This window comes from Metabacillus dongyingensis (assembly GCF_019933155.2).
GTDB classification, from domain to species: domain Bacteria; phylum Bacillota; class Bacilli; order Bacillales; family Bacillaceae; genus Bacillus_P; species Bacillus_P dongyingensis.
Genome location: NZ_CP082944.1, coordinates 2,584,145 through 2,605,786 on the forward strand (window position 1 = coordinate 2,584,145; position 21,642 = coordinate 2,605,786).

The following is a 21,642-nucleotide window of genomic DNA, read 5'->3' on the forward strand; positions in this document are numbered from 1 at the left end:
CCTCTAAAACCCCTCCTTATGCTTCTAGTCTATATCTGGTTCATTTAATAGTAACGAATCTATCGGTCTATTTCAATATTATTCTGAAAAATTAGTTAATTTACCTCGAAGTTGGCCCCTGATTTAACCACAGGGGCCATTTATCTGTTAACGATTATACCTGTATAAATCGGTCCCTCTGGCAAAATAGAGGTCCCCATTTTTATCCATCGTGAATAAAGAAGCGTCTGAATCAAGAATCTTCATTTCCAGTGAAACAGGATCAAAGGAGAACAGTTTTCCAAGCGAAGTTCCGTAGAACTTACCGTCCGCATTAGCACTCAGGAATGCCCCCCGCCAATAGTGGCCGACTCCTTCCCAACTATATGGGAACAGTTCTTTTGTTAAAAGGACTTCTTTAGTTTTCGGGTCAAATTTAAAGATTTTCCCCGGGCTCATTCCCCATAGAAACCCATCCTTATCAAACGCAAGGGCGCCGATCGCCTTTTCTCCAGGCAACGGTGTACCTTCGTAAATTTTTTGATTTGATGAGGGATCAAAAATAAACAGCTTCGCTTCCTTTTCAGAAGGAACGACACCAAGTCCCCCGGATACAGAAGTTCCTCCATAAACAAGGTTATTTTTGTACTGCAGAGAAATCACACTCTGGCTGTTGACAACATTCCGAAAGACTTCGTAATGATCATTTGCTTCATCGAGGATAGTAAGGGCGCCTCCAAGCTGTCCATAGTCTGGCACTGTGCCGATGAACACCTTTCCGTCTCCTTCTGCGAAGCCAAACGGTCGATCCTGGCCGTGGGGTTTAAGAGTAAACAGCCGTTTCGGATTTATTGCTGCATCTGCATTGGAAGGGTCATGTTCATAAGGAAGATCAGGATCATATCTGTAAATATAACCGCCGGAATAAACCCCTAAATACAGGTATTTATCAGTTGAAATCATATTCTCAGCCTGTCCGAATCCTGAGAAACTTGTAATCTTGTTTTCTGCAGGAGAGTAGCGCGCAAAACCGCCGCTTAAGTACCCGCTGGTGTAAATATTCCCATCAGGTCCAAGCCCAATAGATTGAAGCGGTATTGGCTGTCCCTCCATTTGAGTTTCCATAAACTTAGAGGCTCCCGTTTTAGGGTTGTAAACCCAAAAGCGGCCGTTGAAAAGCGAGCTGACCAAGTCTGGTCCTTCAAAATTCTTATCATCTATATCTGCCCAACCATAGCCTTTTGCGCTCCATGTATCTTTAAAACCTGTCGGTTCAAGAAGGTGCTTTTTAAGATCATAAGCATGCAGTTCGTTGTCTTTATTAAAATAAATTTTGTTTTTCGGCCCGGCAGGTGAGACTTCTCCCCCTTTTACCCCTGTAATTTCATTTATCCATTCTTTTTTCTTCAAATCATAGACCAGCAGAGTACTTGAATCAGTTACTCTGGCAAATAGGAAATGCTTTCGAATGTCTAGGTCATACACATACTTTTCATGCTTATAGCCTTCAGGAAGCAAAATTTCTTTCTTTTCTCCTGTTTTAGGTGTAAACTCAATCAGCTTTGCACGAGACCCCATACCGATATAGACTTTATCTTTATAGAGATCATGACTTCTCAAATATTGTTCCCCTTCTGCCATGGGACCGAAATCTGTGAACTGGTCTTTTTCTGGATCATACATGTATAGCTTTCCATTTGGAAATGATCCTCCGTAAATTCTCCCTTCACTATCGGACTTTAAACGCCATAAAGTCGATTCGGTCGATACGGCCCGTCCCAGATTTTCAACAGTGTCCGTTTCCGGGGAGTAGCGATAAAGATTTGCGCTGCCGGCTACATAAACCCTGCCGTCAGGAGCAATAACAGATCCCCATCCTTGTGCGGCTCCTACAAGCTTATGAGAAGATATTTTCTCGCCTGAATCTACATTGATTACATTCAGCACTGCAGGACTGCCGCTTGATACTGCATACATTGCCTGCTCTCCATTCGGTCCTTTTCCAAAAACGGCACTGAGAATTCCGATTGAATGATGCATGGTTCCAAGCTTCTCTACCGTACCAGGCTGAGAAGCAGATCCCGTTTTCGGGAACGCAATTACAAAAATCAGAGTTAAAAGAAGAAACATTTTAAAATACCCACTTTTCACTTCATACTACCTCCATTTTATAATTTTAAACACAGATGATCATTCGTGGGTTATAACTGGTTCACAAAAAATTTTACAATAAAAAAATAGAGATATCAATAATATTTTCAGAAAGTTCTGTAAAATAATAATAGTCCTGTTTTGTTCAACTGGAAAACTCTGTAAAAAAGCTCAAGCTGGTTTAACTTCAGCTTGAGCTTCATTTTAGAACGGGGTTAAATTTAAGTTGTTTAATTATGGATGTAAAACAATGCAATGCACATAACAATTAAGTTGTTTAAATCTAAGCGTTCTTAACAATCGCGCACGATAATCCAAGAACAAAAATGAAACTGAATCCACCCCTTAATTCATTAAGATTTTAACTTTTAACCTTTAACCCTAACAACGCTGCAAATCCAATTGCCTGTTCAGGAGAAACTACACAACCTTCCAAATTTCCTATATCCACATTGATCCGATCAAAAGTACATGTACTAATATCAATTCCTTTAAGTTTAGTCTGGGTAAAATCAGCGCCGTCAATATCGCATCGATTAAACTTAACCTTGTTAAATTTACATTCATAATAGTTAACACTCTGCAAAGATGAATTATCAAATATCACCTGTTTTAAACGAGCATCTGCAAAGTCACTCATATTGACAATGCAATTTTCAAAAGAAACGTTTCCCAGACTGGCTTCTGTAAGATTTAAGCCTATTAATTTACAGTCTTTAAAAGTTACTCTATGTATAATTCCTTCACTAAATCTAGCATTAGATAGGTCACAGTTTTCAAAAAGCACATCCGTCATATCAATCCTGCTAAATGAAGCATTTATGAATCTTACATTTTTAAAAGTGACTTTGGACAGGACTAATTTATCAAGTTCCTCATTATCAATGGCAGTGTCAGTAATAATGCTGTTTGCTAAATATGGATCTTCTTCGTAATAAATGTCTTGAAAATTTGCTCTTTTTAGGTCTGGCGGAATTTTTGGAAGTTCAATTTTAAAACTTTTTGTCATCATACAAAAACACCCTTCAATAAGTTATTCGGATAAATAGGAAATGAACTCGTATGTACTCTAGCATAAAGAGGATAGAATTTATAAGCCTTTAATTTTTTATGGAATTATGTCTTCGAACTGACTTAAACTATTTTTTCTCCGCTTATTTGCCTCAACAAGTTGTTTGCCTCCTCATTTCCACCATATCCGCCGGATAGTGTTTACTTCAAATAATATGAGCAACAAGATAAGCAAAAGATGTATTTTTACTTCTGTACAATACAGCCAGCCCCTTTATATTTGAAAAGAGTTCAGGCATATCATAATAAAGGTGATGTTATGCCTGAACTTTAACAAAAATACAAAATGCTCTGGGAATATAAATAAGCATTAGGTGTATTAAATGGTGTTTTTTACTGAATTCATAATACATTTGACTATATTTATAGAAGGTATACCATGCATAATTTTGGTCGGCTGTTTTGCTGAATTATTTAATAAAAATTATTACATCTGCGCCACTTATGATACATTGAATACTGGAAATTCGAATTAATAGAGAGGAATTAAGAAACATGAAAGCAAAACAAGGTAATTTGAAGATTGTATTGGCAGGTCTCTTACTGGCGATTTTGATGGCGTCTATGGACAACACTATTGTCGCTACAGCTATGGGGACCATTGTCGGAGAGCTTGGAGGGCTCGATAAGTTTGTATGGGTTACTTCCGCCTATATGGTGGCTGAAATGGCGGGAATGCCGATTTTCGGTAAACTGTCAGATATGTTTGGACGTAAGAAGTTTTTTATATTCGGTCTAATTGTCTTTTTGATAGGATCGATTCTGTGCGGCACTGCCGAAAGCATCACCCAACTGAGCATCTATCGTGCGATTCAGGGAATCGGAGGCGGTGCACTTATTCCAATCGCTTTTACGATCATGTTTGATACCGTTCCAGTTGAGCAGCGCGGAAAACTGGGCGGATTATTTGGAGCTGTGTTTGGTTTATCAAGTATCTTTGGACCGTTGCTGGGTGCGTATATTACAGACTATATAAACTGGCAATGGGTGTTTTACGTGAATATTCCATTGGGTCTTCTAGCTTTTGTGTTTATCGTATTCTTCTATAAAGAATCACCTGTCCACTCAAAACAAAAAATTGACTGGTGGGGCGCCGCGACTTTAGTTGGAGCTGTGATCAGTTTGATGTTTGCGTTAGAGCTCGGCGGTCATACATATGAATGGAATTCTGGAATGATCATAGGTTTGTTTACAATTTTTGCTGTATTGTTTGTTGCTTTTATCATTATTGAAAGAAACGTAACAGATCCTATTATTTCATTCCCTATGTTCAAGGTTCGACTGTTTACTACAAGCAATCTTTTAGGCTTATTGAGCGGTATGGCATTCATTACAGCTTCCGTATACATACCCATATACATTCAAGGTGTGCTTGGCGGGACTGCGACAAACTCGGGGCTCGTTCTGCTCCCTATGATGCTGGGTTCTGTCGTCTCGGCTACAGCCGGCGGGTTTCTAATGAATAAATGGAGCTACCGTAAGATTATGATTGTCTTTAGTGTGATTTTTACTGCAGGCATGTTCCTGTTAACAACATTAAAACCAGATACCGGACGTTTATTGGTTACTATTTATATGATACTTACAGGGCTTGGAATCGGGGCTACCTTCTCTGTCTTAACCAACGCGGCTATTCATCATTTTGATCCGTCACAGCGAGGCTCTGTTAATTCTACTGTCTCTTTTATACGCTCTTTGGGCATGACACTTGGAATTACCGTTTTCGGGATTATCCAGCGAAACGAATTTTCTACTAAACTGAATGATATTTTTGCAGGCATGGGACAAGATCACGGACAAATGTCCAATAATCCAGCGGTTGCAGATCCACGTGTCCTGCTTGCTCCTGAAGCTCGGGCTGCTATCCCGCCAGATGTCTTAAACAAGATTACGACTGCTCTCTCCAATTCCATCACACAAACGTTTATGTGGGCGCTCATTCCTACAGCTCTGGCGTTTATTGTAGCGATGATGATGAGCAGGGAAAGATTGGATTCATCTATAGAACATCAACAGGCTAGGAGAGAAAATTAAGCTGGGGTAATGGCAAGAAAATAGTCATGATTGCTTTACCTCCAAAACGACAAAATTAAGTTAAGAAACCTGTTGAATTCAACAGGTTTCTATTGTTTGTTTAGGATTACAATTTAATTGAAACATAAAATTCAACTAAGTCATTTCCTGACTCCAATTTACTAAGCCGTTCATTCTATTAGATCAATTTTTACAAAAAAAAGACTGTCCGTATTTTAGAACAGTCAGCCGTTGCTGTGTATACTTCCCCTACTTAAAAAGAGAATTGATTGTCTCTTCAATTTGCCTTAGGATATCCTTCCGCACTGCTTCTTCAAGGGTTTCAGAGACATTTCCAAATAATAAATGCTCTAATGGTTCAATCCCTGTAAAATCAAATATCCCAATATCTGATGTGATTTTCAAACCTGCGGTCATTCCCATTTGGTCATATATCTCTTTAGGAGTACCATGAGTATTAATAATTAGACCTTTCTTCCCTTTGAGTAATTGAATAATTCCTTCTTCTCCATATGCATAGGCATAGCCATAGGAAAATACTCGATCTACATAACCCTTAATAATAGCTGGAAGACCAGTCCACCAAATTGGATATATAAATGTGATAATATCTGCTTGCGTAATGAATTTTTGTTCTGTTCTAATATCATCAGGGATATCACCAGATTTCATAGCAGCCGTATCCTGCGGTTTCAGAACAGGCTGAAAATCCAATGCATACAAATCTCTCACAACAACCTCATGACCTTTGGCTTCTAAAGCATTAACAGCCGTTTCTAATATTGCATGATTAAAGCTGTCGGGATGCGGATGTGCATAGACAACAAGATGTTTCATTAGACAATCCCCCATTTAGTTTTGATTCAGAAAATATAAATTACCCGGCTTGCAACAAGTTTAATTAATAATGACCTAATCATAAATAATATTGTAAGTTGGTTTAATGACCCCGTTAGAATATTGTTTCATATCCACTAACTCTAATTTCAAATCCGATTTAACATTTCCGAATAGAGGAATTCCATCACCTACTATAATAGGGTTAACCTTGAGCACTAATTGATCAATGAGTTTATTTTTCAGCAATGACCCTGCTAATTCCCCGCCTCCGCACAGCCAAATCTTACCACTGCCCTGCTGTTTGAGATTCTCGATAAATTCTAAAGCATCTCCTTTCACAAGTTCGACTTCATCATTTGATTCAAAGTGCATGGAGTTTGAAAATATGTAATGTTTTAAGCCCTTATACCCAGGTTCACCAGGTTTAGCACCAAATTGAAATCCAAACTCATATGTTTTTCCACCCATCAAAACCGAATCATATTGCTGAATATCAGTTAAAAAGTCCGGAACATGATCGCCATCAAATAAAAAGAGAGATTTATTAATATTCCCATCTAACATACCTTGATCTGCAATAAAGTTGTCTAATGAAACTGCAACATGATAAATTAAAACCATCCAGCTGCATGCCACCTTTCGATGAATTTAGTAATTACTTCTATAATATTCTTTCATTTCCTTTCATTCCCTTTAATTGCAATAATATTATTCTCATTTCGCTATTTTATCCGATAATCTCAATAAGCCTTTTTCGATTACATGACTCGTTAATAAAATAAGAAAAGCATTACTTGCTATGAAGTAATGCCCGCTTCTATTTTCATAATATCCTGTATAAAATTCACGAAAAGTCCCAATCTATTTCACGTAATGTTTTTTATAATCCGGGTGGATAGCAAATTTATGACGTAAATTGATGAGGTTTTTTCCAAAGCTTTCTTCCAAAATTTCTCTATGTTTTTTCATGATTTCCATGAGATATAAATCATGAATCATAACTTCTGTAATAGGCATGACTAAACCTACATGCATTGTCCATGCTGCGCGGCTATCCTTCCCAAGCGATACAATACCTGCTACAACTTCTGAATCATCTCCGCTAATTACAAGCCAGCGTCCACCATACTCTTCAGTAATTTCATCACTCATATCATGGAGATAAACATTTGCGAAATCAGATATGATTTCCCCATAAGCGATTATGGTTACACTGACTCCTCTAATTGCCGCCTGTTTTAGTTCAGGCTCCAATTCTTTGAAATCCTCCTTCCAAATTTCTAATAGAATTCTATTTTTAGCAGATATAATACAAGCTTTTACCTTATCTAGTATTTCACTGCGCCCCGTGATATTCCAGATATTTTCACGGTCATTTGCGGAATGTTCGAATTTCTCTAAAAGTATTTCTGCCTGTTCAAAATGTTCATCTGCTTTCATTCGACGGTTTTTAATTAGCTCCTTTGCTGGAACTGGAGTATATTGCGGTGTGTTTCCTGGACTAACCAAAATATCTCCTCTTATTGTGAGACTGTCCAGAACTTCATATATTTTTGAACGTGGTACACCGGAATTTTTTGCTACTGCATAACCTGTTAACGGCGATGCTTCCAATAAGGTAAGATATGCTTTTGCTTCATATTCGGTAAAATTCAGATTTTTTAATGTATCTAAAATGTTTTCTTTCATGTATCCTCCAACTTAAACTTAGTCGCTATCATTGTAACAAATATATTAGCAAAATCTGTTGATTTTTTCCAAGATCATCTGATACTATTATTATAGGTAGTCACTAAGGTAGTCACTATTTAGATTTTAATGATGAAAACTAAAAATGTTATTTAACTAAAATTATATAAGTAGTATATAAATAATAATCCTTTGGAGGGAAAAATAGTATGGACAGCCTGCTAACTTACATATCAATTGCTGCAATGATGGTTATTATTCCAGGAGCAGATACTATGCTGCTTGTGAAAAACACACTTAGCTATGGTCCAAAAGCCGGGCGTTATACAGTTCTAGGAATGGCAATGGGGCTTTCTTTCTGGACACTTATTGCTATTCTTGGATTATCCGTTGTCATTGCAAAGTCTGTGATACTTTTCAGTACAATCAAATATTTGGGAGCCGCATACTTAATTTATTTAGGAATAAAAAGTTTTTTTGCTAAAAGCATATTTTCTTTAGAGGAAATTCAAGAACAGGCAAATACACCTGCAAAGCCTGCAAACAGACATAATAAAGATTCCTTAATGCAAGCGTTGCTTAGTAACATTCTTAATCCTAAGACAGTTTTGGTTTATATAACAATAATGCCTCAATTTATCAACTTGAACGAAAATGTGAATCAGCAATTGATTGTATTAGCTTTAATCCTTACCTTACTCGCTGTAGGCTGGTTCCTAATCCTTGTTTATCTAATTGATTACGCAAAAAAATGGCTGAAAAACTCAAAGTTTCAGAAGGCTTTCCAAAAATCAACTGGCGTAATTTTAGTAGGTTTTGGCATCAAAACAGGAATTTAATTTATATAGATACATAATTTGATTTTCTCCGTTCAAAAATTGAACGGATTTTTCTTTCTATTAGTTTTAATACTTAAAGCGCAACTAACATCCTTCTTACTGACGTTTAATGGAATATCTGATATTTCCATTTTTATCACAGCCATTCAAATCACCACTTCATTTTAACATTAAAAAACACACCAATTATATTGCTACATGGTGTGCTTTTTAATGTGCGTTTTATTGTTTTACACCTCTGAACTGAACCCGTTAGACAATAATGTCCTTCTCTTTTTTATGAAATTAAAATTTCTGAAGCATTGTTGTCTAGCGCCATCTTCCAGCTCCAGGCCAAAGCATCCGTAAAAAGTAAGGATCCCGCTATTGTAATACTTGAACTAATAGGGCGCTTTCGCTTTTCTATACATCTCGGTCAATGACTACATCAGAATGTCTTTTATTCATTTGCGCTGCTTTTTTTCGATTTTCGGCTGATTCGAAAATGATGTCAAAATCGTAATCCTCGGGATAAAGGTCTTTAGCGGAAATATGAAGCTGAATTCGTTTATGATTAACGGTTCGTTTTGTCCCTTTCACAAAAACCGTGTAATTTCCGCCTTTATCTGGACCAGTATAAACGATAGCATGCTCATTTGTTGCTTTTATAAGCACGTTATCTCCTTTTATAAAAGTCTGAACCTCCTCCGCCTCTATTCCTTTTGACTGTTTCGTCTTGTAGCGATTAATGGAGATTTGTTTATCCAGTTCCTTTTTTTCAAATAAATCATATTGATCTTTTCCATACTTTTTTGACTCTTTGTAAGTGATAGCATGGGCTTTTTCAATTAATTCGGGATGCATTCCTAAGCGCAGTGCGATTGAAAATGCCTGACTCTCTCCGCCTTCGCCTATCTTCAGCTTATATGTGGGCTGGAGAGTCTCTAAATCAAAATCCATCGATCCGTTTATGAATCCTTCTTCACTTTCAGCAAAATCCTTTATTTCACTGTAATGTGTGGTGGCAAGCAAGGTGGCGCCTTTTTGATGAATTTTCTCAAGGATGACACTTGCAAGCCCCATTCCTTCACCCGGATCTGTTCCTGAACCTAATTCGTCGAGCAAAACAAGGCTGTATTCATTTGTTTTCTTTAAGATTGAAATAATATTCGTCATGTGAGAACTAAACGTGCTCAAGTTTTGTTCAATGCTTTGACCATCGCCTATATCCAGCAAAATCTGCTGATAGATGCCGATATAACTTTCCTTATCAGCAGGTATATGAAAACCTGATTGCGCCATCAGAACAAGTAAACCTACCGTTTTTAAAACCACTGTTTTTCCGCCTGTATTTGGACCGGTAATGACGAGAGCCTGAAAATCCTTCCCGATTTCCAATGTCAGAGGAACGGCTTTGCTGCCTAAGAGCGGATGCTTGGCATTTTTAAGATGGATCATTTTTTGATTATGAACAGCCGGTGCGGATCCTCCAATGACGCGGCTGTATTTTGCTTTTGCAAATAAGACATCGTAGTGCACCATCACTTCTATTGATTGAAGAAGCTGTTTTTCATGCGACTCTGCCAAGCCTGTTAAATAGCTCAAAATCTTTTCCGTCTCCATCTCTTCCTGTGAAACTAAAAGATTGATCTGATCCTGAATGGCAGCTGCATCTTCAGGTTCAACATAAAGTGTTGAACCTGAGGCTGATGCATCAAGAACAGCTCCTTTGATTTTTCCTTTATATTCTTTTTTAACAGAAACACAAAAGCGGCCGCCGCGTTCACTTATAATTGCATCCTGCAGATAGCTCTTATACTTTGAAGACTTAATGATGGAATTCAGTTTTTCTTTCAAACGTTCATTTGCAATCGCCAATTGCTTTCTTACTTTTGACAGTTCTTTATTCGCCATGTCGTCAACTCTTCCATTGCGTATGCATCTGGTGATTTCAGCAGCGATCTCCGGAAGCTCTTCAATCCCAAATACATACGAAGAAACACGAGGTGCAAGCATTTCTTTATCTTTCATGAAACGTTTCATTTTTAACCCATCTTCTATAAATGACAGGAGCTGGGAAAAGTGATGCGGTCTTAAAGCAACACCTTTATTGAACTGCTTTATGATGGCTTCAATGCCCTCAAGTCCTGAAATAGGAACACTGGAACTTTTCTCTAAAATTGCTTTTGCTTCGTCTGTCTCGGATAAAAGTGCCTGTATTTGCTTTACATGATTAAGCGGCATTATGGCTAAAACACGCTGCTTGCCTGAATCTGTCATTGCATAAGAGCTGATTGTTTCTTTTATAGTAGAGTAATCTAAAATGTTAAAAGTATTGTCGTTCATTTGAATATCCTCCTTAGTAACGAAAAAAAGCCGCAGTGAACAAATGTTCATTGCGGCTGAAATGGTTTATAGAGCGCTTTTTCTCCATACTGCCCTCATCCTTTTTTGGACAAATAAAAAACTGTGCATAAAAACACAGCTGAGCAGGCACCTCTCATATGCTATGATTTGTTCTTAACTCATCTATCTGTGCATAGTTAAATAAGCGAGACAAAAATCATATTTTGCACGCTGGCACAGAGATGACCGTATGAAATTACGGATTAGTTAAGAACGACACCTAACATAGAACAAAACCCCTTTTTAAGGATGATTGTATGGAGATTGATAAAAAGCTTACCTCAAATTTACTTTACTTTCCTTTTCTTGTCAAACCCAATTTATAAATAGTCTTATTTGAATTCTGAGCGCTCTTATTATAAGATGAACTACATCAATTATGAATAGCATATTCATGTTTATACATCAATTTTAGGAGGTGCTGAAATGGAGTTTACCCTGAGTCCCTTAGGTGATGCCGCAATAATTATCGAACTTGGAAAGACAATTGAAATGAATATTCATGAAAACGTTCAGCATGTTTTCTCCTATTTTGATCATCATTCGCCAGATTGGGTGATTGAATGCATTCCTGCGTTCACAACAGTCACGCTTATTTATGATCCTATAAAAACAGTCAGGGTCAACAAGCATTCCCTTCCCTATCAGATTGTTTCAGAATACATAACAGAAACATTGAAAACCTTGGATAAAACACAATCGAAGTTTGGAAGAACAATTGAAATCCCAGTTTGCTATGGCGGAGAGCTCGGTCCGGATCTGGAATTTGTAGCAGAACATAACAAGTTATCTGCTGAAGAAGTGATAGGCATTCATTCAGCAAGTGAATATTTAGTGTATATGATTGGCTTTGCTCCCGGTTTTCCTTACATTGGCGGAATGTCTGATAAAATTGCAGCACCAAGAAGAAGTTCACCGAGATTAAAGATACCCGCTGGCTCAGTAGGAATTGCAGGAAGCCAGACAGGGATCTATCCGATTGAGACACCAGGCGGCTGGCAATTAATTGGACAAACGCCTTTAAAACTGTTTCAGCCTGAAAGTAAATCTCCCAGTCTATTAAAAGCCGGGGATGTTATTCAATTCAAACCGATCTCATATGATCAATTTCTTGAAAGGAGAAAATGATATGACGATAAAAGTCAAAAAATCAGGACTTCTGACATCTATTCAAGATCTTGGCAGATATGGGTCCCAAAAGTATGGTGTAATCGCAAGCGGTGCGATGGATATCCTCTCCCACAGAATCGCCAACATGCTAGTAGGAAATTCTGAGAACGAGGCAACAGTTGAAATGACGATGCTGGGAGCCCATTTTGAATTTCAGGCAGATTCTCTGATCTCTATTTGCGGCGGAGATTTATCACCCGTTCTGAATGACCGTCCCGCAAAAATGTGGCGGCCGTTATTTGTGAAAAAAGGCAGTCTTCTTACATTTGGAGGAGCTAAGAAAGGCTGCAGGGCATATCTTGCAGCCGCTGGCGGATTTGATGTCCCTGAGGTGATGGGAAGCAAATCAACCTATTTAAGAGCAGGGATTGGCGGATATGAAGGCAGAGCCATCGAAAGTGGGGACAGACTATCATTTGGAAAGATGTCTGAGCAGTCCAGCAGATTATTTGAACGTTTTTTTGACTCCTCGTCTTATTCGGAAATAGAATGGTTTGCATCGCCGGAATTTATTCCTTTCTTAAGAGCGGATGAAAGCGTACGTGTTATTAAAGGTAGACAATTTGATGACTTTACAGAGAAAAGCAAATCCATGATCTTTTCTGAACCGTTTAAAATCACGCCTCAATCTGACCGCATGGGCTACCGGATGGAAGGCCCCAAGCTTTCATTAGAAATCAAAGCAGAAATGATTTCAGAAGCTGTCACCTTTGGAACTATTCAAGTTCCTGCGGACGGGAACCCGATTATTCTGCTTGCTGACAGGCAAACAACGGGAGGGTATCCGAAGATCGCACAGGTAGCATCTGTCGATTTGCCCTACCTTTCTCAATTCAAACCTGGAGAAGTTGTTCAATTTAAGGAAGTATCGCTCGACGAAGCTCAAAAGCTGCTGATTGATAGAGAAAGAAGGTTGAAGCACTTAAAACAGGGGCTGCTCCTAAAAACGAGTTAAGGAGATGATTAAGATGCATAAAGTTGATTTAAACTGTGATATGGGAGAAAGCTTTGGCGCTTATAAAATGGGAAATGACGAAGAAATATTGAATTACGTTTCTTCGGCTAATATTGCCTGCGGCTTTCATGCCGGTGACCCCTCAACCATGAGAAATACAGTTAAACTTGCAATTGATAAGGGCGTTGGAATCGGGGTCCATCCTGGTTTTAATGATTTATCCGGGTTTGGAAGAAGAAATATTGACCTCACACCAAGAGAAGTATATGACCTGGTTGTCTATCAAATTGGAGCATTATCTGGCTTCGCTTCATCTGAAGGAGGCTCTCTCCAGCATGTGAAACCCCATGGTGCCCTTTATAATATAGCTTCAATAAGCAGACAAATTTCAGAAGCCATTGCTGAGGCGGTCTATAATGTCGATTCCAGGCTGATTCTCTTTGGTCTTGCCGGCAGCGAGTTAATTAAAGCTGGAGAGAAATTAGGTTTAAAAACCGCAAGTGAAGTCTTTTCTGATAGAACTTATCAGGATAATGGAACGTTAACCTCAAGAAGAGACCGCCGTGCTTTGATTGAGGATCACGAAACGGCAGTAGCACAAGTGATTCGAATGGTGAAAGATGGGGAAGTCACTTCGCTTTCAGGAAAGAATCTTTCCATTAAAGCAGATACTATTTGCATACACGGAGATGGTCCACATGCCCTTCAATTTGCAAAATACATATCCGATGCCCTGCAGCATGCAGGAATCAGCATTAAAAAAGCGAGCATGGTTCTTGCTTAAAAACCTTCAGGAGGAATCACCATGAAAAAACAATCAAACTTCAGCCTGCTGCTTGGAGCTGCATTTTTGATGGCAACTTCTGCCATCGGCCCTGGTTTTTTAACACAAACCACTCATTTCACACAGGTCCTGGCTGCAAGTTTCGGGTTTGTGATTTTAATGTCTGTCCTTATTGATATTGGTGCACAGCTGAATATATGGCGCATCATTGCAGTGGCTGAGAAACCAGCACAGGATATAGCGAATGCTGTCCTCCCTGGTCTTGGGTATTTTATTTCTATCTTAATCGTACTTGGAGGACTTGCATTTAATATTGGAAATATCGGGGGAGCTGGTCTAGGCACAAATGTAATGTTCGGGATGTCTTCTCAAACAGGAGCCATCCTAAGCGGCATCGTCGCAATTGGGATATTTCTTGTAAAAGAAGCCGGTAAAGTGATGGACCGTTTTGCACAAGTTATGGGTTTTGTCATGATCGCTCTAACTGTTTACGTCATGGTTTCAGCCCAGCCGCCTTTTGCTGAAGCAGTTATAAAAACGGGTATGCCTGACACGATTGATTATCTCGCGATTGTCACCCTTGTAGGGGGAACTGTTGGAGGATATATCACATTTGCAGGAGGACACCGATTGCTTGAAGCTGGCATTAAAGGACAAGCAGCCCTGCCTCAAGTTACGAAAAGCTCCATCTCCGCAATTGGCATTGCATCCATCATGCGTATATTCTTATTCTTGGCTGCTTTAGGAATAGTCGCTCAAGGATTAGCTTTAGATCCTGCTAATCCTCCTGCTTCTGTTTTTAAACATGCTGCGGGAAATGCAGGCTACAAAATGTTTGGAGTCATAATGTGGGCAGCTGCGGTAACGTCTGTAGTAGGTGCAGCTTATACATCTGTTTCATTCATACGAACCTTCAACCCAATGATTGAGAAATATCATAAATGGTTTATTGTCGGATTTATTGCAGTCTCCACCTTTTTATTTGCTGTAATTGGGGAACCTGTTAAAATCCTTATTCTGGTAGGATCACTCAACGGATTAATTTTACCTGTCGCCCTTGGAGTTATGCTGATTGCTGCGCATAAAAAGAAAATTGTCGGTGATTATAAGCATCCAATATGGTTAACTATTTTTGGGATATTGATCGTCATAGCCATGGCAATTATGGGAGGATATTCCCTTATTAATGGAATTCCGAAATTATTTGAATAAAAACGAAAGAAGCCGGACTGCACCGGCTTCTTTTTATTTATTAGATGGCCCAAGTTTTTTTTCAAAATAAGCTTTATTGCTGAGAATGGATGGATCATCGGGACGATATTTTCCTGCCTCTTCGTTATGGTAGAAGGCTTTTTCCGTCTCACCAAGCCTGTCGTAGCATACACACATCTGAAGATGAGGATACCATGTATAATAAGCAGGATAGCTGAAGCTCCAGCGGTTTTCATCCGGCACGAGCTGAGTTGCCAATGTATACCAGTAAATAGCTGATTGAAACTCTTTTTTTCTCTGAAAGTTATAGCCGATTCGGCTGCACGTTTCTGCTCTGGGTGTTTTTGAGAAAACAAAGGATTGAAATAAAGATTTCAGTTCATTGTTCAGATCCCCTAAAAACCGATAGCAATCCCCTCTGTTAATACATGCATATACCTTATCTTCAATCCACCCTTCTTTCATTTCAATATTTTTGGTATAGGCCTCAATTGCTTGTTCATAATGGCCATTTTCTCTTAATTCATTGCCGTAGTAGAAATAGTCCCTCGCGCCAAAGACATCTCCTCTGTCGATTTTCATTTGATAGATAGTTAAGTTCCTTCCCACTGAATGGCCAATTTTCTTGTGAGTAATAGAAATATCGGAATTAATAATCTTACCAGACACATTTAAATAATTGTGAACGTCTCCCTCCCACCTATAGTTCTTGGACGTTTTTACCAAACGGTTTCTTCTGTAGCGCAGCGTAACGTTTCCAAACTCATCTGTTCCTGCATTATAAAACATGGATACAGAATCGACTGAAGGATCAAGAGTTTCTTTAAGGTCCTTTAATTTCTTTTGGTCTTCTTCCAAAAGAATATCATCTGCATCCAAATACAAGATATATTCCTTTGTTGCATGTTTAAACGATTCATTCCTCGCAGGTGCAAATCCCGACCATTCATGATGAAAAATTCGGTCAGTATACTCATTGGCAATTTCTATGGTTCTGTCCGTTGAGCCTGTATCGACAATATTGATTTCATCCACAATATCCTTCACACAATCAAGGCATCTGGCCAGAACAGCTTCTTCATTTTTTACGATCATACATAAGCTGATTGATACCATTTTCTGACTCCTTTATCCACCAATATTTTAATAAATTCCTAATAGTGTATTAATCTTTCTTTCACTTTGTTTGTACCATTACCTAGCTCTCAGCAGAAAGCATAAAAAAAGAGACTCATGATTCAACATGAATCTCTTAAACCTGACTTATTCAATTCGAACAATTGTTAAAGCTGCACCTTGCTCCTCAGCCAATTAAAGCGGCGGCTGTCGCCAGACCAAAAAGCTGAAGAGAAATTGTGTCTTCTGCTGCTGAATCAACAATAACTGAATTATTGAATTGGCTAGTTCTCGTCCTTCATAAAAGGCACGAAATATATACAGGAAGCAGTGGAGAAACTTATAACCAGGCATGAATTCCAATTTAAGCTTGTACAGGCTTGCTTATTCGGGATATCTGCCAAATTCTTTGATAGGCAAAAAGCCCCTGTTCTGTGATCAGGGGCTTTCTCTTATTTTATTATTCTCGCAGGATTTCCAACTGCAGTCCTTTGTGCAGCAACATCTTTTGTCACTACAGCTCCAGCACCGATAATTGCATCCTCATAAATCGTAATGCCAGGGAGAAGTGTAGCATTATTGCCTATTTTTGCCCCTCTTTTGATTATAGGACCCTGATATTGATAATTACCTGCACCCATGTATTTATCATTTGACGTCGAAACGCATGGACCAATAAATACCTCATCCTCAATGATCATATCAGCCGTTACATAACATCCAGTCTGAACTGTCACCCTTCTGCCTATGATCGTGTTTGTTTCGACAATGACATTTCTTCCGATGATCGAGTCTTCCCCTACTTCCACTTTTTCACGAATACTTGTTAAGTCGCCTACAAAAGCACCCTGTTTCAAAAGCAGATTACGATACAATACAGTACTGCAGCCAATTCGCACATCATCTTCAATAACTAATGGAGTGAGAGCTGCTCCTGGTTTACGGGCCATTTTTTTATTCTTGGAAGTCGTTTTTCCAAGTACGGATAAATCACCCACCTGCACACGGTTCCCGATTTTTGTATCTTTTTTAATAATGACATGGTGGCCGATTTCCGCATCGTCCCCAATTTCAACGTTTTCTTCAATTACTACATGCTCACCCAAAACGACATTATTGCCTATTTTTGCAGAAGAATGGATCATGCTGCCCCTCCCTTTAAGATAATACTTCTTTATAAATATTCAGCAAATACTCCATAACAACAGAGGCCTCATGATATTCTTCTACGTATTTTCTGCCTGCAATACCAAGCTCCTTTTGTATATCAGTGTCTTCCAGCAATATCTTCAGCACTTTGTATAGGGTATCCGGGTTTGCTGATACGATCGGAAGACAACTTGGCAGACTTGCCTGCACGTCAGGGCGAACGTAGCAGACTACCGGCTTTCCAAGAGCCATGGCTTCAACGCTGAGATTTCCGTACGCCCCGCATAAAATTTGGTCAATGACGATATCTGCTTTTTTATAGATGGCAGTCGCTTCTTCATGACTCATGTTTTCTACTCGAATGTAGTCAAATGTTATCTTATCCTTTAATTTATCAATCGTCTCTTCAATGATTTTTGTTCCTTTAAATTCAGGGAGAGTCGGAGCATGAACAATTAATGGCTTTTTATTGCCTTCAGGATATACAGGCGTATATTTACCTGTTTCAATTAATCTTGGGAGAATGTACACTTTTTTCTGTTTCGCATGATAATAATCTTTCACATAATTGTACAGCTCAAAATCCTGAACAATCGCAGCATCTGCTATTTCTGAAAAATAACTCAAATTTGAATGAATGACATCATCGCTTAAAGAGCTTTTGGTATTGACATAAGGGTTCTCATAATTTTCCCCTTTACGGGCAGCTGAAAAAGATCTCACATCATTCCCTCTGTGATGCATAATGATTTTTTTTCCCGCTTTTTTTATCATCTCCAAATCTTTGAATTGTTCCATAAACGTTAAGCTATTGTGAAAATGGAAGATGTCGTAGTAATCAAGCGAAAGCTGAAAAATAGCTACTAATTCAAACGCATCTGTATTGTAATTGTTTTTATAATTTAAATAATTTATAAAAAAATTATAAGCATTTGATTGGTATCCTAATTTTCTCAGCTGCTCGCTGATTAATCCGACCTGACCTGCAACCTCAATTGGTGCGTGGATAATCTTTGTATTTTTATCAAGCATGCCGTTCACTCCTAAAGTTTATCGTAAATCTTGATTAAGTAATCTGCGACAACTTCACTGGCATGATATTTCTCAACATACCTTCTGCCTGCCTTGCCTATTTCAGACATTCTTTTTTTGTCTTTCAGCAAATCATTTAATACTTCCGCAAGGTTATCAGGTGAAGCAATGACAATCGGCAGGTCTTTAGGAAAGTTTTTCTTTACATCATCTCTTATATATGCGACAACGACTTTTCCCATTGCCATCGCCTCTACACTAAGCATTCCGTAAGATCCGCATAAAATTTGATCAATTATAATATCGGAGCTGCTGTACATGGCAAGTGCTTCTTTATGGCTTTTTTTCTCAACAACTTGATAAGTAAAGCTGTTTGTATCTTTTATTTTCTCTATCGCTGCTTCAATTTGCTCGGAACCTTTAAATTCCCGGTTAGTTGGGGCATGGATAATGACCGGGACTTCATTTTTCCCTGGATAGTCAGGCGTAAAATTACTGATGCTGCATGCAAGCGGGAGTATATAAACATATTCATAGTAATCTTTAACATGGTTTGCCATTTCAGCATCCTGTACGATGGCTGATTTAATATATTTTGAAGAAAATAATAAATTTTCATGGATTTGCTCATCCGTATGATAGCCTGGCGGAAGCGGATAAGGATTTAGTTCCTTCACATTTTTTACAGTTCGGACATCTGAGCCCCAATGATGCATAACGAGTTTTTTCCCCGTTTCAGCTATTAAAGGAAGATCATAATTTCCTGTTAAAAAGGTATTTCCGTTATGAAAATGCAGGATATCTCCATGCGGGACAATCGTAGAAATGACATTTTTCAATTCAAATAAATCAGTATTCACTACATGATTATAGTTGTATTTAATATAGCTGTGAAACCAATTAAAACCTGACGCGTCATACCCCTTCTTTTTCAGTTCATTACAAAGTGTACCCATCTGTCCGGCTATTTCAGTTGGGCAATGGATAATCTTCATCTGCAACACTCCTTCGCGGTTATATTATTCAGTTCTTTGCAGAAAGGTTATAAAAATAAGCTTTTCACACATAACATTTAAAGGGAACTTCCATATGCTGTACAGGAAAGACAAAAAAAAGGAGTGATGGGACGTTGTCTGGATATTTATTAGCCAGTGAGCTTAACATTCACAATTCAATCTGTATGCTGCCCTGCGGAGGTATGACAGATAAAGACATCACTGACTGGTCGGCCGAAGATTTAAAATACTATCAGATCAATCAGGAAAATCCTGCTGCTGTTCAATCTTTATTCAAAAGTTTTATCTTTAATCCTATTTCCTTTAGAAAAGACCATTATATCCACCCTATGTTTTCAGGTTTTGGCGAGAAGACGGATATTCATGATTGGGAACTTGCTATTGAGCATGTTTTTATGAAAGATATGAATTTTTACGCACTAAATGCAAATGCAGCGGAAAGAACAGAGGTTTGGATGGGTGTTCCTTATCCTGCTCCACAACAAAGAAACTTTGGTGCAGTTGATGGAAAAAACTTGGATTTTTCGCTTAATGAGGACCGGTTAACTGGTGTGAAATGGTGGATGGATCAATTCCTTATTCGTTGGGACAAGGAAAAGCAGCTTCTTGATAAGCTTGATTTTAAGGGTTTTGTCTGGCAAAGAGGTTCTATTCAGGAAAATGATGAGGAGTTGGTTCAAGGTTTTACAGGCTATACAAAAGAGAAAAGTGTTTACTCATTTTGGCTGCCTTTTTTAGGATCCTACGGAGCAATTAAATGCAAAGAACTTGGATTTGATGCGTCGTGTATACATGCAAACTACTATGGTAACACACATTTGGATTATAACTGGATCATTCATTCAAGCAATTTTTCACAATTTTATCACACTGGAGTGCAGATCATTTTTGGAAAAGGGATTACGTTTAACGATACACACATACTGGATTACTTAAACTGGGGTATACGTGCTCTTTATATGACAAACAACGCCTTAGTTACCTATCAATTTCCAAATCAAACGATGAAAGATGTGTTTCATAACCACCGAACAGAATATGGATATATTGCCAACTTTTTAAATAAAACGTATCAGTGGACTGTTTACCCTGGAATGCCATATAAGTAAGAGCTAAAGCCGCTTTGATAAAGTCAGAGCGGCTTTATTCCTTCAATCTGCAGAACAAAGAGAACCCGGCCCTGATCGGCCGGGTTTTTCTATTATTTTTTTTGGATGCTTAATTTAGTTATTTTTTTCGATTTGACTATAAATATCAAGTAATTTATCTACAACCACATGCTTGCAATGAGTAGATTCAACATATTTTCGGCCTTGTTTGCCAAGAGATTCACGGAGCTCAGGATTCTTCAGCAATTGTTCAACCTGATCGTAAACTGTATCAGGGTTTGCATTCACAATAGGAAGCTGATCTGGAAAAGTGGCTACTAAATCAGGTCTTATGAATGTCACGACAGGCTTGCCGAGAGCCATAGACTCAACGCTCAACAATCCATAGGAACCGCAAAGGATCTGGTCAACAATAATGTCTGCCTCTTTATAAAGGGCAATTACTTCATCATGATTCATTTTCTCAATTCTCTTATATGTGAATTCATATTTTTCTTTTAGCTTTTCAATTGCAGCTTCTACATGCTCTGTTCCTTTAAAAGCGGGATTTGTAGGAGCATGGAGAATTAAAGGCACTTTTTTATCTTTTGAAGGAAAGTCCGGTTTGAAAAATTTAAGGTCAATGGCGATTGGAAGTACGTGAACTTTTTTATAATAATTTTTCACATACTCATAGACTTCATAATCCTGTACGATCGCTTCTGAAATATAGGCAGTGACCTTTGTCAGTCTATCATGCATGGTCTCATTAGGCGGCGAGTCTCCTGTGTATGCGTAAGGGTTGTTTATTTTCGCCTGCTCATGAAACCTGACATCATTTCCCCAATGATGCATAATCATTTTCTTCTGTTTTGCATGAATTTTTTCAAGATCCGAAAACTCTCTGCACATCGTTGTATTATAGTGAAAATGAAAGAGATCGTACTCATCAATTAATTTCGTTTGATTCTCTTCCAGAAATTGTTCATCCGTGTTGACTAAAAAATCTTTATAGCCCAAATAGGAGTGAAACGTATTGTAGCCAAGAGAATGATGTCCTTTATCTACTAAGGCTGAACTTAAAATACCCATTTGACCGGCTATCTCAGTAGTTCCATGAAAGATTCTCATT

At 38.4% G+C, this 21,642-nt stretch carries 18 protein-coding genes; 7 read left to right on the forward strand and 11 right to left on the reverse strand.

Going from position 1 to position 21,642, the window contains the following annotated elements; all coding sequences use genetic code 11:
• Positions 1–147: 147 nt before the first annotated feature.
• Both K8L98_RS12900 and K8L98_RS12905 read right to left on the reverse strand, forming a co-directional pair.
• Positions 148–2,130, reverse strand: a complete 1,983-nt coding sequence (locus tag K8L98_RS12900; protein WP_223435252.1) for a WD40 repeat domain-containing protein — start codon at positions 2,128–2,130, stop codon at positions 148–150.
• 361 nt (positions 2,131–2,491) lie between these two features.
• On the reverse strand, positions 2,492–3,139 hold the full coding sequence (locus K8L98_RS12905) for a pentapeptide repeat-containing protein (protein ID WP_223443392.1): 648 nt from the start codon (positions 3,137–3,139) through the stop codon (positions 2,492–2,494).
• Between the two features lie 557 nt (positions 3,140–3,696).
• Here K8L98_RS12905 and K8L98_RS12910 point away from each other — a divergent pair.
• Positions 3,697–5,235, forward strand: coding sequence for an MDR family MFS transporter (locus K8L98_RS12910; protein WP_223435254.1), 1,539 nt, complete (start codon positions 3,697–3,699; stop codon positions 5,233–5,235).
• Positions 5,236–5,484: 249 nt separating this feature from the next.
• Here K8L98_RS12910 and K8L98_RS12915 read toward each other — a convergent pair whose 3' ends face one another.
• From K8L98_RS12915 to K8L98_RS12925, 3 genes are all read right to left on the reverse strand, one after another.
• Entirely contained in the window at positions 5,485–6,072 is a 588-nt protein-coding gene (locus K8L98_RS12915; RefSeq protein ID WP_223435256.1) for an NAD(P)H-dependent oxidoreductase, read from the reverse strand.
• Between the two features lie 75 nt (positions 6,073–6,147).
• Positions 6,148–6,696 (reverse strand): dihydrofolate reductase family protein, encoded by a 549-nt coding sequence (locus tag K8L98_RS12920; RefSeq protein ID WP_223435257.1) that lies wholly within the window; start codon positions 6,694–6,696, stop codon positions 6,148–6,150.
• A 240-nt stretch (positions 6,697–6,936) separates the two neighbouring features.
• Complete coding sequence (locus K8L98_RS12925) at positions 6,937–7,764, reverse strand: TrmB family transcriptional regulator (protein WP_223435258.1); 828 nt, start codon at positions 7,762–7,764, stop codon at positions 6,937–6,939.
• A 209-nt stretch (positions 7,765–7,973) separates the two neighbouring features.
• On the opposite strand from K8L98_RS12925, the gene K8L98_RS12930 reads away from it, so the two are divergent.
• Positions 7,974–8,603, forward strand: a complete 630-nt coding sequence (locus K8L98_RS12930) for a homoserine/threonine efflux transporter (protein ID WP_223435260.1) — start codon at positions 7,974–7,976, stop codon at positions 8,601–8,603.
• 402 nt (positions 8,604–9,005) lie between these two features.
• On the opposite strand, the gene K8L98_RS12935 is transcribed toward K8L98_RS12930, so the two are convergent.
• Positions 9,006–10,928: an endonuclease MutS2 gene (locus K8L98_RS12935; RefSeq protein ID WP_223435262.1), complete on the reverse strand. Its 1,923-nt coding sequence runs from the start codon at positions 10,926–10,928 to the stop codon at positions 9,006–9,008.
• A gap of 486 nt (positions 10,929–11,414) precedes the next feature.
• Here K8L98_RS12935 and pxpB point away from each other — a divergent pair, with 486 nt between their 5' ends.
• Genes pxpB through K8L98_RS12955 form a run of 4 tightly spaced genes read left to right on the forward strand, consistent with a single transcriptional unit; the run spans position 11,415 to position 15,109 of the window.
• Entirely contained in the window at positions 11,415–12,116 is a 702-nt protein-coding gene (gene pxpB, locus K8L98_RS12940; RefSeq protein WP_223435263.1) for a 5-oxoprolinase subunit PxpB, read from the forward strand.
• A gap of 1 nt (position 12,117) precedes the next feature.
• A complete protein-coding gene (locus tag K8L98_RS12945) occupies positions 12,118–13,113 on the forward strand; it encodes a 5-oxoprolinase subunit C family protein (RefSeq protein WP_275976707.1) in 996 nt (331 codons plus the stop codon).
• A gap of 13 nt (positions 13,114–13,126) precedes the next feature.
• Positions 13,127–13,897 carry a LamB/YcsF family protein gene (locus K8L98_RS12950; RefSeq protein ID WP_223435264.1) on the forward strand — a complete coding sequence of 257 codons (771 nt, stop codon included), beginning with the start codon at positions 13,127–13,129 and terminating at the stop codon, positions 13,895–13,897.
• A gap of 21 nt (positions 13,898–13,918) precedes the next feature.
• Positions 13,919–15,109, forward strand: coding sequence for an NRAMP family divalent metal transporter (locus K8L98_RS12955; protein WP_223435265.1), 1,191 nt, complete (start codon positions 13,919–13,921; stop codon positions 15,107–15,109).
• Positions 15,110–15,142: 33 nt separating this feature from the next.
• Here the strand turns inward: K8L98_RS12955 and K8L98_RS12960 are convergent, their stop codons facing one another.
• The 4 genes from K8L98_RS12960 to K8L98_RS12975 all read right to left on the reverse strand — a co-directional run bounded on the left by K8L98_RS12960 (position 15,143) and on the right by K8L98_RS12975 (position 19,401).
• On the reverse strand, positions 15,143–16,225 hold the full coding sequence (locus tag K8L98_RS12960) for a glycosyltransferase (protein ID WP_223435266.1): 1,083 nt from the start codon (positions 16,223–16,225) through the stop codon (positions 15,143–15,145).
• 452 nt (positions 16,226–16,677) lie between these two features.
• A complete protein-coding gene (locus tag K8L98_RS12965) occupies positions 16,678–17,370 on the reverse strand; it encodes an acyltransferase (RefSeq protein WP_223435268.1) in 693 nt (230 codons plus the stop codon).
• A gap of 13 nt (positions 17,371–17,383) precedes the next feature.
• Positions 17,384–18,406, reverse strand: a complete 1,023-nt coding sequence (locus tag K8L98_RS12970; protein WP_223435269.1) for a glycosyltransferase — start codon at positions 18,404–18,406, stop codon at positions 17,384–17,386.
• 11 nt (positions 18,407–18,417) lie between these two features.
• Positions 18,418–19,401: a glycosyltransferase family protein gene (locus K8L98_RS12975; protein WP_223435271.1), complete on the reverse strand. Its 984-nt coding sequence runs from the start codon at positions 19,399–19,401 to the stop codon at positions 18,418–18,420.
• Between the two features lie 134 nt (positions 19,402–19,535).
• Here K8L98_RS12975 and K8L98_RS12980 point away from each other — a divergent pair, with 134 nt between their 5' ends.
• Positions 19,536–20,531 (forward strand): DUF4855 domain-containing protein, encoded by a 996-nt coding sequence (locus K8L98_RS12980; RefSeq protein WP_223435272.1) that lies wholly within the window; start codon positions 19,536–19,538, stop codon positions 20,529–20,531.
• A 114-nt stretch (positions 20,532–20,645) separates the two neighbouring features.
• Here the strand turns inward: K8L98_RS12980 and K8L98_RS12985 are convergent, their stop codons facing one another.
• The gene (locus K8L98_RS12985; protein ID WP_223435273.1) at positions 20,646–21,641 is read right to left on the reverse strand and encodes a glycosyltransferase family 4 protein; all 996 of its coding nucleotides are present in this window, start codon (positions 21,639–21,641) and stop codon (positions 20,646–20,648) included.
• Position 21,642 lies beyond the last annotated feature (1 nt).

What these genes read in the sequence shown, in the direction of transcription:
- K8L98_RS12905 (WP_223443392.1), bottom strand. Translation starts at nt 3,139, where the DNA reads ATGACAAAAAGTTTTAAAATTGAACTTCCAAAAATTCCGCCAGACCTA.
- K8L98_RS12910 (WP_223435254.1), top strand. Translation starts at nt 3,697, where the DNA reads ATGAAAGCAAAACAAGGTAATTTGAAGATTGTATTGGCAGGTCTCTTA.
- K8L98_RS12915 (WP_223435256.1), bottom strand. Translation starts at nt 6,072, where the DNA reads ATGAAACATCTTGTTGTCTATGCACATCCGCATCCCGACAGCTTTAAT.
- K8L98_RS12920 (WP_223435257.1), bottom strand. Translation starts at nt 6,696, where the DNA reads ATGGTTTTAATTTATCATGTTGCAGTTTCATTAGACAACTTTATTGCA.
- K8L98_RS12925 (WP_223435258.1), bottom strand. Translation starts at nt 7,764, where the DNA reads ATGAAAGAAAACATTTTAGATACATTAAAAAATCTGAATTTTACCGAA.
- K8L98_RS12930 (WP_223435260.1), top strand. Translation starts at nt 7,974, where the DNA reads ATGGACAGCCTGCTAACTTACATATCAATTGCTGCAATGATGGTTATT.
- K8L98_RS12935 (WP_223435262.1), bottom strand. Translation starts at nt 10,928, where the DNA reads ATGAACGACAATACTTTTAACATTTTAGATTACTCTACTATAAAAGAA.
- pxpB (WP_223435263.1), top strand. Translation starts at nt 11,415, where the DNA reads ATGGAGTTTACCCTGAGTCCCTTAGGTGATGCCGCAATAATTATCGAA.
- K8L98_RS12945 (WP_275976707.1), top strand. Translation starts at nt 12,118, where the DNA reads ATGACGATAAAAGTCAAAAAATCAGGACTTCTGACATCTATTCAAGAT.
- K8L98_RS12950 (WP_223435264.1), top strand. Translation starts at nt 13,127, where the DNA reads ATGCATAAAGTTGATTTAAACTGTGATATGGGAGAAAGCTTTGGCGCT.
- K8L98_RS12955 (WP_223435265.1), top strand. Translation starts at nt 13,919, where the DNA reads ATGAAAAAACAATCAAACTTCAGCCTGCTGCTTGGAGCTGCATTTTTG.
- K8L98_RS12960 (WP_223435266.1), bottom strand. Translation starts at nt 16,225, where the DNA reads ATGGTATCAATCAGCTTATGTATGATCGTAAAAAATGAAGAAGCTGTT.
- K8L98_RS12965 (WP_223435268.1), bottom strand. Translation starts at nt 17,370, where the DNA reads ATGATCCATTCTTCTGCAAAAATAGGCAATAATGTCGTTTTGGGTGAG.
- K8L98_RS12970 (WP_223435269.1), bottom strand. Translation starts at nt 18,406, where the DNA reads ATGCTTGATAAAAATACAAAGATTATCCACGCACCAATTGAGGTTGCA.
- K8L98_RS12975 (WP_223435271.1), bottom strand. Translation starts at nt 19,401, where the DNA reads ATGAAGATTATCCATTGCCCAACTGAAATAGCCGGACAGATGGGTACA.
- K8L98_RS12985 (WP_223435273.1), bottom strand. Translation starts at nt 21,641, where the DNA reads ATGAGAATCTTTCATGGAACTACTGAGATAGCCGGTCAAATGGGTATT.